Origin of the sequence: Bradyrhizobium altum, assembly GCF_020889705.1 — a bacterium.
GTDB lineage: Bacteria > Pseudomonadota > Alphaproteobacteria > Rhizobiales > Xanthobacteraceae > Bradyrhizobium > Bradyrhizobium altum.
The window spans coordinates 30756-49526 of sequence record NZ_JACMYP010000032.1 but is presented as its reverse complement, the minus strand read 5'-3'; the positions used below and the strand labels follow the sequence as shown (position 1 = coordinate 49526).

Here is an 18771-nt window from a genome sequence, read left to right as displayed (position 1 = left end):
AACCACAGGGTCGAGTTTTGCGATGGCTGGGGCCCCAGCCCGATCTCACAACAAAGTGCGGTGGTGATGGGTCCTGCTCCAGTGCGCAATTGCGCACAAGGCAGGGACGACGATGATGTTGTGTCGCGAGCTGCGTGATGCGTCAGCCACGCATCACTTGGTCAGCGGGCAACCGCTGTCCTTGGCGGTGAAGAACGCCTTGTCGCCCGGCACCACGGCGAGTTGCTTGTAATAATCCCACGGCTTCTTCGATTCCGACGGCTTCTTGACCTCGAACAGATAGAGGTCGTGGACCATGCGGCCGTTGGCGAGCACCTTGCCCTTGGCAAAGGCGTCGTCGACCGGCAGCTCCTTCAGCTTAGCGGCGACCGCTTCGCTGTCCTTGGTGCCGGCGGCCTTCACCGCCTTCAAATAGCTCAGCGTCGCCGAGTAGGTGCCGGCATGGATCATGCTCGGCATGTGGCCGGTGCGCTTGATGAAGCGCTCGCTGAAAGCGCGCGAGGCGTCGTCGTGATCCCAGTAGAACCCTTCGGTGAGGACAAGACCCTGGGCGGCCTCCAACCCGAGACCGTGCACCTCCGACAGCGTCATCAGCAGGCCGGCGAGTTTCTGGCCGCCCCTGACGATGCCGAACTCGGCTGCTTGCTTGATCGAGTTGGTGGTGTCGAGCCCGGCATTGGCAAGCCCGATGATCTTGGCCTTCGAGCTCTGCGCCTGCAGCAGGAAGGACGAGAAGTCCGACGAGTTGAGCGGCACGCGGACCGAGCCGACCACCTTGCCGCCCTTCGAGGCGACGATGTCGCTGGTGTCCTTTTCCAGCGCGTAGCCGAAGGCGTAGTCGGCGGTCAGAAAGAACCACGTGTCGCCGCCCGCTTCCGTCAGCGCCCCGCCGGTACCGACCGCCAGCGCGCGAGTGTCGTAGGCCCAGTGGAAGCTGTAGGGCGTGCAGGCGTCGCCTGAAATGCGCGAGGTCGCCGCACCCACCACGATGTCGATCTTCTTCTTTTCCTTGGACAGCTCCTGCACCGCGAGCGCGACCGACGAAGTGGTGAGCTCGGTGATCATGTCGACGTTCTCGACCTCGTACCAGCGCCGCGCGATCGCGGTCGCGAGATCCGGCTTGTTCTGATGATCGGCGGTGACGATCTCGATCTTCTGGCCTAGCACCTCGCCGCCGAAATCCTCGACCGCCATCCGCGCCGCCTCGAGCGAATACTTTCCGCCGTAGTCGGCGTAGACGCCGGACTGATCGTTCAGGATGCCGATCTTGACACCTTGTGCCGACGCCGGCGCCGCAAGCATCAAGCTGCAAGCCGCGACCGCAGCCAAAAATCCCGACTTCATTTTTGTGCTCTCCCAGCAGTCTCTCATCAGGAAAAATCGGCGCGACATTATTTTATAACCCCGCGCCTGCCCATCTCTTTCCGCTCAGCCGTTAGTATGGGCTGCCGACGCAAGTCCGCACAATATCTGCTCCGTCACCCTGAGGTGCGAGCCTTGCGGCGCAATTGCGCCGCTGGGCGAGCCTCGAAGGGTCGACGGCCCGGCTGGTGGCCGTGCATCCTTCGAGGCTCGCAAGGGCTCGCACCTCAGCGATGACGGGGAAGGACTTGCTGCCGCGGTACGCCGAATGCCGCCCGCTACCCCGCCACGTTCGCTGCGGGTTCCTTCGGCTTGCCCTCGTTCTTTCCTTCCGCGAGGTTGCGCACCACCATGTAGAAGATCGGCGTGAAGACGAGGCCGAACAGGGTGACGCCGAGCATGCCGAAGAACACGGCGACACCGACCGCCTGGCGCATCTCCGAGCCCGAGCCGGTCGACAGCACCAGCGGCAGCACGCCGAGGATGAAGGCGAACGACGTCATCAGGATCGGCCGCAGGCGGAGCCGGCAGGCCTCGATGACCGCCTCCAGCCGTGGCCGGCCCTCGAGCTCGATATCGCGCGCAAACTCGACGATCAGGATCGCGTTCTTGGCAGCGAGCCCCACCAGCACCACGAAGCCGATCTGGGTCAGGATGTTGACGTCCTGGCCCATGATGCGCACGCCGATGGTGGCCGCGAACAGGCACATCGGCACGATCAGGATCACCGCGAACGGCAGTGTCCAGCTGCCATATTGCGCGGCCAGCACCAGATAGACGAACAGCACGCAGATCGGGAACACGTAGAGGCCGGCGTTGGCGCCGTTGACCTGCTGGTAGGACAGGTCGGTCCATTCGAACGAGAAGCCGCTGGGCAGGGTTTCGTCGGCGAGCTTCTTGATGGTGTTGAGCGCCGTCGTCGAGCTGACGCCCGGCGCCGGCTCACCCTGCAGTTCGGACGCCGAGTAGAGATTGTAGCGCGCGACACGGTCGGGGCCCGAGATGTCCTTGAAGTCCACGACGCTGCCGAGCATCACCATGTCGCCGGCACCGTTGCGGGTGCGCAGCCGCGAAAGATCGGTGGTCTCCTTGCGGAACGGCAGGTCCGCCTGCGCCGTGACGTGGTAGGTGCGCCCGAACAGGTTGAAGTCGTTGACATAGGTCGAGCCGAAATAGGTCTCGATCGTGTCGGTGATGTTGGCGATGGGAACGCCGAGCTTCTGCGCCTTGACGCGATCGATATCGACGAACAGCTGCGGGGTGTTCGCAGAGTACGGCGAGAACACCGATGTGAGGCTCGGTGACTTGCGCGCGGCCAACACCAGTTCGTCGGTCGCGGACGCCAGCAATTCGGGCCCGCGCCCCTGTCGATCCTGGACGCGGATGGTGAAACCACCGCCGGTGCCGATACCGGGCACGGCCGGCGGCGGAATGACGATGATGAAGGCTCCCTGGATCACCGACAGACGCTTGCGCAGGTCGGCCGTGATCGCGGTCGCCGTCAGTCCCTTCTTCAGGCGTGCCTCCGGCTCGTCGAACACCGGGAACAACGCCGCGGCATTACCCGCCTGCGTGCGCGTCGCGCCGGAGAAGCCGGCGAAGGCCGCGACGCGAACGATGCCCGGCGTATCCAGCGCGATCCGCTCGATCTCGCGCACGACAGCCGTGGTCCGCGCCAGCGACGCGGCGCCCGGCAGTTGCGCCGAGATGATGACGTAGCCGCGGTCCTGCGCCGGGATGAAGCCCTGCGAGGTGGTCGCGAGCAGCCAGCCGGCGCTGCCGATCAGCGCGAGGTAGATCACGACCATCACCACCGTATGCCGGATCACGAAGTCGGCCACGGCGGCATAGCCATGGGCCAGCCGGTCGAACACGCGGTTGAACAGCCCGGTGAAGCTGTCCCAGCCGCGCGCGATGATGTTCCAGCGCGCCGGCGGCCGCTTCTCCGCATGCGGCACCAGGATCTGCGAAGCCAGCGCCGGTGACAGCGTCAGCGAGCAGAAACAGGAGATCGCGGTCGCGACCGCAATCGTCACCGCAAATTGCTGGAAGAACTGCCCGGAGATGCCGCCGAGGAAGGCGGTCGGCACGAACACCGCGCACAGCACCAGCGCGATCGAGACCAGCGCGCCGCCGACCTCCTCCATGGTCTTGAGCGCAGCGTCGCGCCTGGACATGCCGTGCTCAAGATGGCGCTCGACATTCTCCACCACCACGATGGCGTCGTCGACCACGATGCCGACCGCGAGAACCAGGCCGAACAGCGTCAAATTGTTGATCGAGAAGCCGAGCGCGGCCATCACCGCGAAGGTGCCGACCAGCGACACCGGGATCGCGATGATCGGGATGATCGCAGGCCGCCATCCCTGCAGGAACACCAGCACCACGATGACGACGAGCGCCATCGCCTCGTAGATCGTCTTGATCAGCTCATGGACCGATTGGGCGATGAATTCGGTCGGGTTGTAGCCGATATTGTAGTCGAGCCCCTTCGGGAAACTCGCCTTCATCCGCTCCATCGTGTCGGAGATGCTCTTGGCGGTGGCGAGCGCGTTCGATCCGGGCCGTTGCGTCACCAGCAGGGCCACGGCCGATTTGCGCAGCAGGAAGCTGTTGGTGGCGTAGGACAGCGCACCGAGCTCGACACGGGCGACGTCGCGCAGCCGCACGGTACGGCCGTCGGAGCCGGCCTTCACCACGATGTCCTCGAACTGCCTGATGTCCTTGAGGCGGCCGGTGAAGACGAGGTTCGGCTGGAAGGCGCGATCGGCGATCGGCGGCTCCGCGATCTGCCCGCCCGCGATCTGCAGGTTCTGCGCCCGGATCGCCGCCAGCACCTCGCCCGAGGTCAGGCCGAGATTGGCGATCCGGTCGGGATCGAGCCACAGCCGCATCGAGTAATCGCGCGCGCCGAACATCTGGATGTCGCCGACGCCGTCGAGCCGCAACAGCTGGTCGCGGACCTGCAGCAGCGCGTAGTTGGAAATGTAAAGCTGGTCGAACGTGTCGTCGGGCGACAGCATGAACACGACCATCAGGATGTCGGGCGAGTTCTTGCGCGTGGTCACGCCGTTGCGCTGCACCTCTTCGGGCAGCCGCGGCTGCGCGATCGCGACGCGGTTCTGCACCAGCACCTGGGCCTTGTCGAGGTCGGTGCCGAGCTTGAAGGTCGCGGTGATGGTGAGCTGGCCGTTCGAGGTCGCCTGGCTGTAGAGATACAGCATGTCCTCGACGCCGTTGATCTCCTGCTCGATCGGAGCGGCGACGGTATCGGACACGGTCTGCGCCGAGGCGCCCGGATATTGCGTGGTGACGACGACGGTCGGCGGCACCACCTGCGGATATTCCGAGACCGGCAGCGTCGGATAGGCGATCGCGCCGACGATCAGCAGCACGATCGACAGCACCATCGCGAGGATGGGCTGGTTGATGGAAAGCCTGCCGAGATTCATGGCTTCGCACCTGCCGCCGGCTTGTCTGCTGCCGCAGGCTTGGCTTCCGCCGGAGCCTGGGCCATTTTCGGCGTCACCTTGGCGCCGACGCGGGCGCGTTGCAGCCCGTCGACGATAACGTGGTCCTCCGGCTTGAGGCCGTCGCGGATCACGCGCAGGCCCTCATCCAGCGGTCCGAGCGTGACCGTTCGTGCTTCCACCGTGTTGTCGTCCTTGACCACGAACACGATCTTGCGCGACTGGTCGGTGGCGATGGCGCTGTCCGGGATCAGCAGCGCCTCATAGGGCGAGGAGCCGATCAGGCGGACCCGGCCGAACTGGCCGGGCAGGATCGACAGGTCCTTGTTCGGGATCACCGCGCGGCTGCGCAGCGTTGCGGTGGAAACGTCGAGGCGGTTGTCGAGGAAGTCCATCTTGCCCTCATGCGAGGGCTTGGTTTCGCCGGTCAGGGTCACCTGCACCGGGTTCGCCGTATCGCGCGAGCTCGGCCGCCGGCCTTCGAACCACAGCTTGCTGTTGCGCTGATAGGTCGCCTCGTCGACGTCGAAATAGATGTAGATCGGATCGAGCGACACGATCGAGGTCAGCAGCGTCGCTCCGCTCTCGCTGCCCTGCACCAGATTGCCCGGCGTCACCAGATGCCGGCTGACGCGGCCGGTGATCGGCGCCAGCACATGGCTGAATTCGACGTTGAGCTGCGCGGCCTTCAGCGTGCCCTCGGCCTGCGTTTCGGCGGCGCGCGCCGCCTGCAACGCCTGACGGCGCTGGTCGACGACCTGCTCCGAGACCGCGCTGGTCTGCACCAGGTTGAGCCCGCGCTCGAGATCGCGCTTGGCAAGCTCCCCCTTGGCGCGCGCGTCGGCGAGCTGGCCTTCGGCCTGCAGCACTACCGCCTCAAACGGCCGCGGGTCGATGATGTAGAGCAGATCGCCGGCATGGACGATCGCACCGTCCTTGAACTCGACGCTGTTGACGAAGCCGCCGACGCGGGCGCGGACCTGAACCTCCTCGACCGCTTCGAAGCGGCCGGTGAACTCGTCCCAGTCGGTGACGATGCGCTTGACCGGCTGCGCGACGGTCACGGGCGGCGGCGGAGGCGCGGCCTGCGACTGCGCGCTCTTGTCATCGCAGCCGCCGAGCGTCAGCGCGGCCAAAAGCCCGATCGGCGCGAGGCCGAGCCATACATGGCGCCGAAGCGAATGACGCTCGACGGCGGTCACGGGAGCCACACGCTCCGCTTTGTCAATCGAACCCAATTCCCTCTCCCCCAGAACAACGAAAGCACGACGACCAAAGCAGGGCTACGAAAGTCGCAATTGAAATTGCCGTGATTCAGCGCGGATGGACCACCGCGATGTCGCGGCGGCGGACGTCACAGATGTAGCCGCACCCCAGTCTGTTCAAGATGGCCCTCGGATCAAGCAAATAGTTGCGTAGTCTGAAAGCCTTACGACGTGATCGCGAAACCGTGACGACGAAAAGGGGCAGTTTGGCTGGCCTATCGGAGCTGCGAGATCACTGACGGATCGTCCCGAATCAATCACAACGCGAGCGCGCTTCACAGATTCGTCACACCGCTGCCGATTCGACCTTTGGCGCAACAACCACTGGTGCGCAGATGGCAAGACCGGGCGAGTTCCATTATTCAACCTCCCGCTGCGCGGCGGAATCGTAGTTGACAGCGCGGTTGTCATCCGAACACACATTGACACCCGGTGGTATCGCCAATACGGTCATGGTTGCCAAAGCATGAATTTTGTTGGCCGGCCGCATTTTTCTCGAACATTCATTATGTTTTGTCGCGGCGCGAGTGTGTGAAGGCGACTACGTAAATGGCAAGCGCATTTGACCTTGCTGATGTCACGGCTCCGTGGACATCAAGGTCGTCCGGTATTGCAGCCAGCTTGGCGCAAGCTCCGATCGCGGATGATCAACCTCAACGTGTGAACCGCATCACACGTCCTCGTATCCAACAAATGTAATTATCGATCGGCGTCCACGCCGATCGCAGGAGTGCTCATGACGACCATACCTGCCTATACAATCGGTGGTTTAACGCGCCCGGCACTCCAGCTCGATTCGACCGGTCACATCGTCCTCGACTCGGCTGCCCAGGCCTTCGCCGACACGTATGGTCTGCAATATCTGTACCTCGGCTGTCCTCCCGGCACGCCCTGGCCGCCGGTCACTGACTCGCTGTCGCCACCGGTCGACGCCAATGCGGGAAACAACACGGTCGCCGAGGGCGCCGCGGTCAATACGCTGGTCAACATCACCGCGCAAGCCACCAGCGCCGTCGGTAGTCCCGTCACCTATTCGCTGACCGGCGACAGCTCCAATGGCGGTTTCAAGATCGACCCGAACACCGGCGTGGTGTCGGTCGCCGATCCCACCAAGGTCAATTACGTGACCAGCCCCGGTCACGCCTACACCATCACCGTTCAGGCGAGCGACGGCATCGCGACGAGCTCGCAGAGTTTCACCATCGGTGTCACTGACGTTGCGCCCTCGACGCCGGTCGACAGCAACGCTGCACCCAACAAGGTCGCGGAAGGATCCGCCGCCGGCACGCTTGTCGGCATCACCGCATCCGCGGCCGACATGAATGCCGTGACCTATACCCTGACCGGCGACACCTCAGGCGGCGGCTTCAAGATCGACCCCAATACCGGCGTCATCACCGTCGCCGATCCCAGCAAGATCGACTACACCACCGCCCCCGGTCACGCCTACACCGTCACCGCGACGGCAAGCGACGGCACCTTGTCCAGCTCGCAGACCTTCACCATCGCGGTGACGCTGGGTGCCGCCACGCACTTTGCCGTGAGCATCCCGGGCAACGGCGCAGCGGGCACGCCGGGCACGGTCACCGTCACCGCGCTCGATGCCTTGAACCACGTCGTCACCAACTACACAGGCACGGTTCATTTCACGTCGACCGACGGCCACGCCGTGCTGCCGGCCGACGTGACGTTGACCAACGGCACCGGCAGCTTCAGCGAGACCCTCGATACCGCCGGCAGCCAGACCATTACAGCGACCGACACCGCCAACAGCGCGGTCAAGGGGACATCGAATGCCGAGATAGTGACGCCGGGCGTCGCCACGCATTTTTCGGTCAGTCTTGCCGCCAACGGCACGGCGGGGACGCCGGGGTCGGTCGTCGTCACTGCGCTCGATGCCTTCAACAATGTCGCCACCGGCTATACCGGCACAGTCCACTTCACGTCGAGCGACGGCAGCGCCGTGCTGCCCGCCGACGCGACGCTGACCAACGGCGTCGGCAGCTTCAGCGAGACCTTCGATACCGCCGGCCACCAGACCATCACTGCGACCGACACGGTCAGCGCCGGCATCACCGGGACGTCGAACGCCGAGACGGTGGCGGGGGGTGCCGCCACGCACTTTGTGGTCAGCATTGCCGCCAACGGAGCGGCGGGGACACCCGGCACGGTCACCGTCACCGCACTCGATGCCTTCAACAATGTCGCCACCGGTTACACAGGAACCGTGCACTTCACGTCGACCGACGGCAGTGCGGTGCTGCCGGCCAACATGACGCTGACCAACGGTGTCGGCAGCTTCAGCGAGACATTCGAGACCGTCGGCAACCAGACCATCACCGCGACGGACACGCTCAGCGCCGGAATCACCGGCACGTCGAACACCGAGGCCGTCACGGCGGGCCCCGCCACACACTTCGTGGTCACCCTCCCGGCTGGCGGAACGGCGGGTGTCGCAAGCCCGGCCACGATCACCGCATATGATGCCTTCGGCAACGTCGCCACCGGCTACGCAGGCACGGTGCACTTCTCTTCGACCGACGGCCAGGCCGTGCTGCCGGCGAACATGACGCTGACCAACGGCACCGCCACCTTCAGCGAGACCCTCGACACCGCCGGTAGCCAGACCATCACCGCGACCGACACGGTCAGCAGCGCCATCACCGGCACCTCGAACGCCGAGACGATCACGGCTGCCGCGGTCACGCATTTTGGCGTGAGCATCCCAGCGAGCGGTACGGCAGGAACGGCCGGTTCGGGCACGGTGACCGCGCTCGACGCCTTCGGCAATGTCGTCACCGGTTACACAGGCACCGTGCACTTCACGTCGACCGACGGCAGCGCCGTGCTGCCCGCCGACATGACGCTGACCAACGGCACCGGCAGCTTCAACGAAACCCTCGATACCGCCGGCAGCCAGACCATCACCGCAACCGACACGATCAGCGCCGCCATCACCGGCACCTCGAACGTCGAGACGGTGGCAGGGGGTGCCGCCACCCACTTTGTGATCAGCATTGCGGCCCACGGAACGGCGGGAACGCCAGGCACGGTCACCGTCACGCGCTCGATGCCCACAACAACGTGGCCAGCGGCTATTCGGGCGCGGTGCACTTCACGTCGACCGACGGCAGTGCGGTGCTGCCGGCCAACATGACGCTGACCAACGGTGTCGGCAGCTTCAGCGAGACATTCGAAACCATCGGCAGCCAGACCATCACCGCGACCGACACGGTCAGCGCCGCCATCACCGGCACCTCGAACGTCGAGACCGTCACGGCGGGCGCCGCCACCCACTTCGTGGTCACCCTCCCGGCCGGCGGAACGGCGGGCGTAGCAAGTCCGGCCACGATCACCGCATATGATGCCTTCGGCAACATCGCCACCGGTTACGCAGGCACGGTGCACTTCACGTCGACCGACGGCCAGGCCGTGCTGCCGGCCAACATGACGTTGACCAACGGCACCGCCACCTTCAGCGAGACCCTCGACACCGCCGGCAACCAGACCATCACTGCGACCGACACCGTCAGTTCGGCCATCACCGGCACGTCGAACGCCGAGACGGTCACGGCTGCCGCGGTCACGCATTTTGGCGTGAGCATCCCGGCGAGCGGTACGGCAGGAACGGCCGGTTCGGGCACGGTGACCGCGCTCGACGCCTTCGGCAATGTCGTCACTGGCTATGCGGGCACGGTCCACTTCACCTCGAGCGACGGCAGCGCCGTGCTGCCCGCCGACATGACGTTGACCAACGGCATCGGCAGCTTCAGCGAAACCCTCGATACTGCCGGTAGCCAGACCATCACCGCGACCGACACCGTCAGCGCCATCATCACCGGTATCTCGAACGCCGAAACGGTCGCGCCGGGTGCGGCCACGCATTTTGTGGTCAGCATCCCCGCCAACGGCAGGGCGAACGTTCCGGGTTCGGTCACCGTCACTGCGCTCGATGCCCACAACAACGTGGCCACCGGCTATACGGGCACGGTGCACTTCACCTCGACCGACGGCAGCGCGGTGCTACCGGCCAACATGACGCTGACCAACGGCGTCGGCACCTTCGCTGAAACATTCGAGACCGCGGGCAGCCAGACCATCACCGCGACCGATACCGTCAGCGCCGCCATCACCGGCACCTCGAACACCGAAACGGTCGCGCCTCCTGATGCGCCGCCCGTCGTCACCGCCGGCCACACCCTGAACTATCTCGAGGGGCAACCCGCGACCGCGTTCGACCCGGCATTGACCGTCACGGATTCGGATTCGGCCGATCTTGCGCATGCCACCGTCCAGATCACCGGCAACTATGTCAGCGGCCAGGACGTTCTCGCCTTCACCGCATTCGGCAACATCACTGGAACGTTTGATGCCGTACACGGCACGCTGACGCTGACCGGCAACGATACGGTTGCGAATTATCAAACGGCGCTGGATTCGATCACTTATCTCAACACCAGCAACAACCCGTCCGGCCTGGCCCGCACGGTCACCATCATCGCCAACGACGGTATCGTCGACAGCACGCCCGTGACCGACACCATTGATGTGACGCCGGTCAACAACCCGCCGGTGGTGACATTCGGCGCGATCACCAACTTCAGCGAGCCGCCGGTCGGCACGCCGCCGGCGAATTCCGTCCCGGTCACGATTGCTCCCAACCTCACGATCACCGACGTCGACAGCACCAACCTGATCAGCGCGACCTTCGAACTGAACGACCTCAAGCCTTCGGACGCGCTCTCGATCTCGGGTCACGCCGGCTCGAGCGGCGACATTGGCAGCATCCACTTCGCCATCACCAGCACGGCCACCACCGAAACCGTCACCCTGACCGGCACCGACACGATCGCGCACTACAATGCCGTGCTCGATCTGGTTCAGTTCAACAACACCGGCGAGCCCCCCGACACCACGGCGCGTTCCTATACCGTGACCGCGGTCGACGACGGCGGCACCGCCAACGGCGGCAACGACACCGGTTCCGCAAGTGCGAGCCAGACCGTCACCGCGATCGACGATCCGCCCACCGCGACGGTGCCGTCGGATGCATCGGTCGGGAGTGCATTTTCACACACCAACCTCGCGATATCGGCGCTTTCGGTCGCCGACATCGATTCCGCGGGTGGCAATGAGATCGCAACGATCACCTCCAGCCACGGCGCGCTGAACTTCAACACCACGGGCCTCGCCAGCTTCACCAACAACGGCAGCCACACCGTCACGCTCACAGGCACGATCGCGCAGATCAACACCGCGCTGGCGACGCTGACCTATAACAGCGACGACGGCTTCACCGGGGCGGACGCGATCTCGCTGAACATCAACGATAACGGCCACACCGGCACCGGCAGCCCGCTCTCATCGGGCCCGCAGAGCTTCCTTGTCGGCGTCGTCCCGCAGGTGTTCTATATCGACAATTCGGCCACCAGCAGCACCAACGCCGGCACCCAAGCCAATCCATACACCTCGATCGCGGCCTTCAACGCCGCGAATCCGGCGGGCTCCGGCGACTACGTCGTGCTCGAGCACGGCACCGGCACTTACAGTGAAGCCAACGGCATCAGTCTCGCCAATGGCGTCAACCTGATCGGCGGCAGCCACACCCTGCAATTCACCAATCTGGTGACCGGCGCGCTGGTCACGGCCAACACCGGCTCCGGCACCGATCCGGTCATCCAGGTCACCGGCGCCCACAACGGCATCGACCTGCTCGGCACGTCGGGTCACACCATCACCGGCGTCAGCATCGACACCTCGGCCTCGACCGGCATCGGCATCAGCGACGACGGCAACAATGTCGGGACCGTCTCGATGTCCGACATCGTGATCAAGACCGCCGGCGGCGCCGGCATGAGCTTCACCCATGGCGGCACGATCACCGTCACCGGCAGCAACAACACCATCACGTCCACCACCGGTACCGCGCTCGATGTCGAGAACACCAATATCGGCTCGGGCAACATCACCTTCCAGAGCATCTCGTCCACCGGCACCTCCAACAACGCCGGCATCATCCTCAGCAACACCGGATCGGCCGGCGGCCTTGCCGTCACGGGCACCGGGACCACCGGATCCGGCGGCACCATCGACAACAAGACGGGCAGCGACATCTTGATCGGCAGCGACGCCAACGGACAAGCGACGTCAGGCACGAACGGGACCGGCATCTTCCTGCACAATACCGCCAACGTGTCGCTGACCGACATGTCGATGCATGATTTCAGCAACTTCGCGATCTACGGCAACAACGTCATCGGCTTCACGCTCGCCAACAGCACGATCAACGGCACCAACGGCACCACCATTGCCGGCGACCGCGAGGAAAGCAGCATCCGGTTCGACAATCTGCTCGGCACCGCCTCGATCACGGGGTCGAGCATCTCCGGCGGCTTCGACGAGAACATCGACCTCTACAACACCAGCGGCGCGCTGAACCGCCTGACGATGAACAACGACACGTTCGGCCTGATCGGCTCGAGCGGCAACGACAACGTCCTCGGCCAAGTCTACAACTCCGCGACCGCCAACTACACGGTGACCAACAGCACGTTTGCCGGCACGCGGTCCGACTTCATCGCGTTCGCCGCCAACAACAATTCGTCGATGGACGCCGTGGTGCGGAGCAACACCTTCCACAACGGCCAAGCGATCGTTCCCGGCGGCGGCACGGCCGTCCATATTGCCAGCGGATCCGGTGGCCTCGTCTCCGCCGCGACCACCACGTTCGACATCTCGCACAACATCCTGACCGACGGCGGCACCAACGCCTTCGACACCGTCGGCATCTTCGTCTCGAAAGGCCAGGACAACGGCACGATGTCCGGCACCATCGCCAGCAACGATATCGGCCCGGCGAAGGTGGGATCCAACTCCGACGGCATCTTCGTCCGCGACGCCGGCGCCGGCAGCCTGACGACGCTAATCCAGAACAACACCATCACCGGCGTCGGCGACGCCGGCATCGCGCTGCAGAATAACGACGGCAGCTCGACCCTGAACGCCACGCTCTACGGCAACTCGGTGTCGTCTCCGACTTCCGCCGGTCCGTTCGCCGCGCTCGATGTCGAGAACGGCGCGACCGCGACCGACACCAGCACGACGAATGTCGCCATCGGCATGGGTTCCGGCGGCACCGGCAGCAAGAACACGCTGAACCATAGCGCGCTCTACGCTACCGACGTCGAGCTGAGCAACTTCGGCGCCAGCACCCATCTGAACCTCTCGAAGAACGGTTCGACGTCGGGCAACGCCGCAAGCGTGATCACCGACGACAACACCAGCACCACGGGCGGCATCACCGTCGACACCACCGGCGGCAACGGCACGACGACATTGGTCAGCACGCTGCCGACGCTGCCCGCGGTGGTCGCGCCGCTGCTTGCCGAAGCGGGCGGCGTTCAGGCGTCGACCCCGAACACGGGCGAGACGCACCTGACGCAGGCCGAGCTCAGTTCGGTGGTGTCGGCGGCGATCGCCGAATGGGCGAGTGCGGGCGCCAACGCGACGCAGCTCGCCCTCCTGCATGCCGCGACCTTCAGCATCGCCGACCTCGCCGGCCAGATTGTCGGTCAGGAAGGCGCCTTGCTTATCACGATCGACACCGATGCCGCCGGCCACGGCTGGTTCATCGACCCGACCCCGGCGGACAATTTCGAGTTCACCCACGCCGTCAACGCCGCCGGCACCGATCTCCTGACCGATCCGTCGACGGCCGCGGCGGGTCATCTCGATCTGCTGACCACCGTGGTTCACGAACTGGGCCACGTGCTCGGCCTCCCCGACTCGATTTCGCCATCGGATGCCAACAGCCTGATGTATATCGGCCTCGCCGACGGCGAGCGTCGACTTCCCACTGCCGCGGACGTCGCCCAATCCAACGCGGCCCTGCAAAAGGCGATGCCGACGCAAGGCACCGCAACCTCGAACCAGCAAACCGCCACTTTGCAGACCACCGGTACGCTCAAGGTGACCAGCGGCGACAGCTTCGACTTCTCGTCATTGATCCAGACGCAGTCGCAGACCAACACAAACCACGTGGATGTGGCCACGAACACGCAGACTTTATCTGATCTGTTCAACGGACAGTCCAGTGCCGCGACGCCATGGTGGGTCGGCCACGAGATGACCTACGCCGCCATGGGCGGCAACCCGACCGATCATCTCCAGACCCATCACGATCTGGTGGTTTGATCGAACGTCGCAACAGCCTGAGCAACGCCTGCCGGAACGATCCGGCAGGCGTTTCGATTCGGTCGCGCCGCATTCACGGCAATCGTCGTCGCGAAGCGCCACGTCATCGCAACGCCATCCGCACGTCATGCGTTCGTCACAAAACTCCGACAATCGTTTAGGTTGCATTTGGCGCAAAGCACGCTATCGTGCACCCGTTGTTGCGCGACCACATTTGCCTTGAATTTTCATTAATTGAGTCACTGACGAGACGGATCGTCTGACGGAGGATCGATGTCCCAACCGTTTCTCTCTGAGATCAGGATGATGTCGTTCAACTTCCCGCCGAAAGGCTGGGCTTTTTGCAATGGACAGTTGCTGCCGATCAATCAGAACCAGGCGTTGTTCGCATTGCTCGGCACCATCTATGGCGGCAACGGCCAGACGACGTTCGCGCTGCCCAACCTGCAGGGAAAAGTGCCGCTGCATGTGGGCTCGGGCTTCACGCTCGGGCAAACCGGCGGTGAAACGTCTCACACGCTGTCGATCCCCGAGATGCCCCAGCATCCGCATATTTTTCAGGGCACCACCAACGGCGCCGACAATGCCGCGGTCACCAACAATCTGATGGCGACGTCGGCCAATCTCTATACCGCTGCCAGCAGTTTGACGACGCTGGCTCCGAGCACCGTCGGCAATGCCGGCGGCTCACAGCCGCACGAGAACATGCAGCCCTATCTCACGCTCAGCTTCTGCATCGCGTTGCAGGGCATCTTCCCCTCCCGGACCTAAAGGACGCGCGCCATGGGCCAGCCTTACGTCGGCGAGATTCGCATGTTCGGCGGCAATTTCGCGCCGGCCGGCTGGATGCTCTGCCAGGGACAGATCCTGCCGATCGACCAGTACGCCACCTTGTACAATCTGATCGGGACCACCTATGGCGGTGACGGCCAGCAGACGTTCGCGCTGCCGAACCTGCAAGGCCGTCTGCCGTTGCACCAGACCAGTGGCTTCGTCATCGGGCAGACCGGGGGCTCCGAACAGGTAACGCTGATCACCCAGCAACTGCCCACCCACAACCACCCGATGGCTGCGTCCCTGAACAATGCGACCGGCAACACGGTGACGGGCAATGTCGTGGGCGCGGTGGGAGCGACCCAGATCTACCGCGAGGTCGCGGCCGCCTCGCCGATGGCGAGCCAGGCGTGCTCGTTCGTCGGCGGCAGCCAGCCGCACGACAACATGCAACCCTACCTCTGTTACAACTTCATCATTTCACTGTTCGGCGTTTACCCGAGCCAAAACTAGGACGGGACCATGTCTGATCAATTCCTGGCCGAGATCCGCATTTTCCCGTTCGACTTCGCGCCGTTGGGGTGGGCCGTCTGCAACGGGCAACTCATACCGATCTCGCAGAACACCGCACTTTTCTCCCTGCTCGGCACCTATTATGGCGGCGACGGCAAGAGCAACTTTGCGTTGCCCGACCTGCAAGGCAGCGCGCCGATGCAGCAGGGGCAGAGCTCCACCGGCACTTTCTACGACATCGGACAGTCCGCCGGTACGACGACCGTGACCCTGCTGCAAAGCCAGATGCCCCAGCACAACCACGGGGTTCTGGGCAATATCAATCAGTCTCAGCTTGCCACGCCCGGTCCGACACGATCCCTTGCACGCGCAAACCCGGGACAGGCCTACACGGCGACGCTGACCAACGTTTCGCCGTTCTCGGCAACCAGTTCAATTCTGCCGAACGGCGGCAGCCAGCCCCACAACAACCTGATGCCCTATCTCACGTTGAATTTCTGCATCGCGTTGCAGGGCATTTTCCCGCCGCGCAGCTAGACCGGCCATGACGGATGGTTTGAGCACCGATGCGGCTGCCGCGGCGTTCGGATGGACGCGCGCCGCGGATGCCGGCCTGAGCTTCCGCCGCATCGCTGATGCCGATTTGCCCTTCCTGTCGCGGCTCTATGCTTCGACGCGCACCGATGAACTGGCAGTGACACCGTGGAGCGCGGAGCAGAAGGCCGCCTTCCTGGCGATGCAGTTCCAGGCGCAGCATGCGCATTACCAGCAGCACTATCCGACGGCCGACTGGCTGGTGACGATGCGCGGTGGAGAGGATATCGGCCGCCTCTATGTCGACCGCTGGCCGAGCGAGCATTGCGTCATCGATATCGCCTTCCTGCCCGAACATCGCGGATCGGGTCTCGGCGGCGCGCTGATGCGCGACCTGCTCGACGAGGCCGCCGGCGCAGGCAAGGCGATGTCAATCCATGTCGAGAAGTTCAATCCGGCGATGCGGCTCTACCGCCGGCTCGGTTTCGTCACCGAGGAAGACAAGGGCGTCTACGACCTGATGCGCTGGCGCGGGACCGCAGCTTCCGGCCATCAGGTGAAGACCGCCTGATAGCCGTTGCCGTCTCCGAGCGGGCCGATCGGCACCAGGAAGATCTCGATCACGCCGAGTGCCGGATGCCGCACCGGATAGATCGCCTGCGGCAACCAGGCTCCCTTCGGCGTCGTGAACAGCAGCGAGAACGCACCACCCGCCCGGCCGCTGTTGCCCGCGGCCTCGACCTTGGCGAGCTTCAGCGCCACGACGCCTTCCGCCGTCTGCATCTCGAACTCCACGTCTCGATGCGGCATGAAGTCGTCAAGATGCAGTTTCGCCAGATCGACGGTGGATGTCATGCGCACGTCCCTGTTGCTTTCGAGGTGTAACACACGCCGCGATGTTGCCGTCAAGATTTCTGCCAGGCATCTATTCTTCGATTCGAAGCCGCCGTCGCGTCGGGAGGTCCTGTCGTCGACCGTCATTCCGGGGCTCGCGAAGCGAGAACCCGGAATCCATTCATCCACTTGTTCGGCGGCACAATGGATTCCGGGCTCGGCGCTTCGCGCCGCCCCGGAATGACGGGTGGATGGAGCGGTGCCCCCAAGCGCACCGGGCTTTCCCTGCGCCCTCTGCCCAAGAGGAGGGCAAGTAAACGCAAGACTCGGGTGCATCGCGCCGCGAGGATGCGGAAGCATGACTCACAGAATGCGCAACACACTCGGCGTCGTCCTGGCGAAAGCCGGACCCATTGCCCCAAATCTCAATTGCTGCGCGACGCTGGGGCCGCGGTCCCTTTCATCACCAAATGCGGTGGTTATGGGTCCCGGCCTTCGCCGGGACGACGGCGGTGAACGCGGAGCTTCCGACCGTGCAACCCAGACCCCTGATGACGGCCCCGATTTCCTCCGCTAACCTCCCCGCAAAGGGCCGCCGGCAAGGCGGCCCATCTTGAGGGAGGACAGCCGCGTGCATCGAGGCCGTGTCGTATTCGGCGCCATGGACGAGGTCGTGTTCGGGCGGCCCGCCCGTGAGGCCATCGTCGAGCAACTGGACCGGCTTGGCGCCCAGCGCGCCTTCCTGATGGTGTCGGGTACGCTGAACCGCGAAACCGACGAGATCGAAAGAGTCCGCCAAGCACTCGGCGCCCGCTGCGTCGGCACCTTCGATCAGATGCCGGCGCATACGCCGCGCGCCGCAGTCATCGCGGCAGCGGAACAAGCGCGTGACGCGAAGGCCGATCTGATCGTCACCATCGGCGGCGGTTCGATCACCGACGGCGCCAAGGCGGTGCAGCTTTGCCTCGCCAACAACGTCACGACATCCGACGGCATCGACACGATCCGCACCCGTGGCGGCATCACGCCCGAGATGAATCCTCCCACCGTGCGCCAGATCAGCGTGCCGACCACGATCGCCGGCGGCGAGTTCTCGTCGATTGCAGGCGTCACCAACGAGGCCAAGCGGCAGAAGGAGATGCTGCGCCATCCCCTGGTGATGCCGCGCGCCACGATCCTCGATCCGGACCTGTCGGTGCACACGCCGGACTGGCTGTTCCTGTCGACCGGCATCCGCGCGGTCGATCATTGCGTCGAGGGCATCTGCTCGCGCGAGGCGCATCCTTACGGCGACGCACAGGCGCTGAAGGGGCTGGAGATGCTGGCGCAGGGCCTGCCGCGGGTGAAGGCCAATCCGAAGGACATCTCGGCGCGGATGGATTGCCAGATCGGCACCTGGCTCTCGACCGGCCCGCTCGCCTCCGGCGTGCCGATGGGCGCGAGCCACGGCATCGGCTACGTGCTCGGCGCCGAGTTCGACGTGCCGCACGGCTACACCTCATGCGTGATGCTGCCGGCGGTGATGCGCTGGAACAAGCGCGACAATGCCGACCGGCAGGCGCTGGTCGCGGCCGCGATGGGGCATCCGGGCGCGGACGCCGGCGACGTGCTCGACCGTTTCATCCACGATCTCGGCATGCCGCGCAGTTTGCAGGAGGTCCGTGTTGGCCCCGAGCATTTCGACCGCATCGCGGCGGGTGCGATGCGCACGCCCTGGGTGCCGCGCAATCCGCGCAAGATCGACGGTCCATCCCAGGTCCGCGAGATTCTGATGATGGCCGCTTAAAGCATGATCCGGAAAAGTGCGAAGCGGTTTTCCCTCGCGA

General features: G+C 64.7%; 11 protein-coding genes. 7 read left to right on the top strand and 4 right to left on the bottom strand.

Going from position 1 to position 18771, the window contains the following annotated elements; all coding sequences use genetic code 11:
• Positions 1-153: 153 nt before the first annotated feature.
• From H8B02_RS11715 to H8B02_RS11705, 3 genes are all read right to left on the bottom strand, one after another.
• Positions 154-1344: an ABC transporter substrate-binding protein gene (locus H8B02_RS11715; RefSeq protein ID WP_212316812.1), complete on the bottom strand. Its 1191-nt coding sequence runs from the start codon at positions 1342-1344 to the stop codon at positions 154-156.
• Between the two features lie 296 nt (positions 1345-1640).
• Positions 1641-4814: an efflux RND transporter permease subunit gene (locus H8B02_RS11710; RefSeq protein WP_229166379.1), complete on the bottom strand. Its 3174-nt coding sequence runs from the start codon at positions 4812-4814 to the stop codon at positions 1641-1643.
• A complete protein-coding gene (locus H8B02_RS11705) occupies positions 4811-6034 on the bottom strand; it encodes an efflux RND transporter periplasmic adaptor subunit (protein WP_376711642.1) in 1224 nt (407 codons plus the stop codon). The genes H8B02_RS11710 and H8B02_RS11705 overlap by 4 nt, the downstream gene beginning before the upstream one ends.
• A 799-nt stretch (positions 6035-6833) precedes the next feature.
• Here H8B02_RS11705 and H8B02_RS11700 point away from each other — a divergent pair.
• The 6 genes from H8B02_RS11700 to H8B02_RS11675 all read left to right on the top strand — a co-directional run bounded on the left by H8B02_RS11700 (position 6834) and on the right by H8B02_RS11675 (position 16682).
• The gene (locus tag H8B02_RS11700; protein ID WP_229166378.1) at positions 6834-9254 is read left to right on the top strand and encodes a beta strand repeat-containing protein; all 2421 of its coding nucleotides are present in this window, start codon (positions 6834-6836) and stop codon (positions 9252-9254) included.
• The gene (locus H8B02_RS11695; protein ID WP_229166377.1) at positions 9182-14290 is read left to right on the top strand and encodes a beta strand repeat-containing protein; all 5109 of its coding nucleotides are present in this window, start codon (positions 9182-9184) and stop codon (positions 14288-14290) included. Before H8B02_RS11700 ends, H8B02_RS11695 begins: the two co-directional genes overlap by 73 nt.
• A 273-nt stretch (positions 14291-14563) precedes the next feature.
• Complete coding sequence (locus H8B02_RS11690; protein WP_229166376.1) at positions 14564-15061, top strand: phage tail protein; 498 nt, start codon at positions 14564-14566, stop codon at positions 15059-15061.
• Positions 15062-15073: 12 nt separating this feature from the next.
• Positions 15074-15577: a phage tail protein gene (locus tag H8B02_RS11685; protein WP_212316807.1), complete on the top strand. Its 504-nt coding sequence runs from the start codon at positions 15074-15076 to the stop codon at positions 15575-15577.
• 9 nt (positions 15578-15586) lie between these two features.
• Positions 15587-16114, top strand: a complete 528-nt coding sequence (locus H8B02_RS11680) for a phage tail protein (RefSeq protein ID WP_229166375.1) — start codon at positions 15587-15589, stop codon at positions 16112-16114.
• 7 nt (positions 16115-16121) lie between these two features.
• On the top strand, positions 16122-16682 hold the full coding sequence (locus H8B02_RS11675) for a GNAT family N-acetyltransferase (RefSeq protein WP_212316803.1): 561 nt from the start codon (positions 16122-16124) through the stop codon (positions 16680-16682).
• Here the strand turns inward: H8B02_RS11675 and H8B02_RS11670 are convergent.
• Entirely contained in the window at positions 16664-17092 is a 429-nt protein-coding gene (locus H8B02_RS11670) for a DUF6916 family protein (RefSeq protein ID WP_229166374.1), read from the bottom strand. The genes H8B02_RS11675 and H8B02_RS11670 overlap by 19 nt on opposite strands.
• 484 nt (positions 17093-17576) lie before the next feature.
• Here H8B02_RS11670 and H8B02_RS11665 point away from each other — a divergent pair, with 484 nt between their 5' ends.
• Positions 17577-18731, top strand: a complete 1155-nt coding sequence (locus H8B02_RS11665; RefSeq protein ID WP_229166373.1) for an iron-containing alcohol dehydrogenase — start codon at positions 17577-17579, stop codon at positions 18729-18731.
• Positions 18732-18771: the final 40 nt, after the last annotated feature.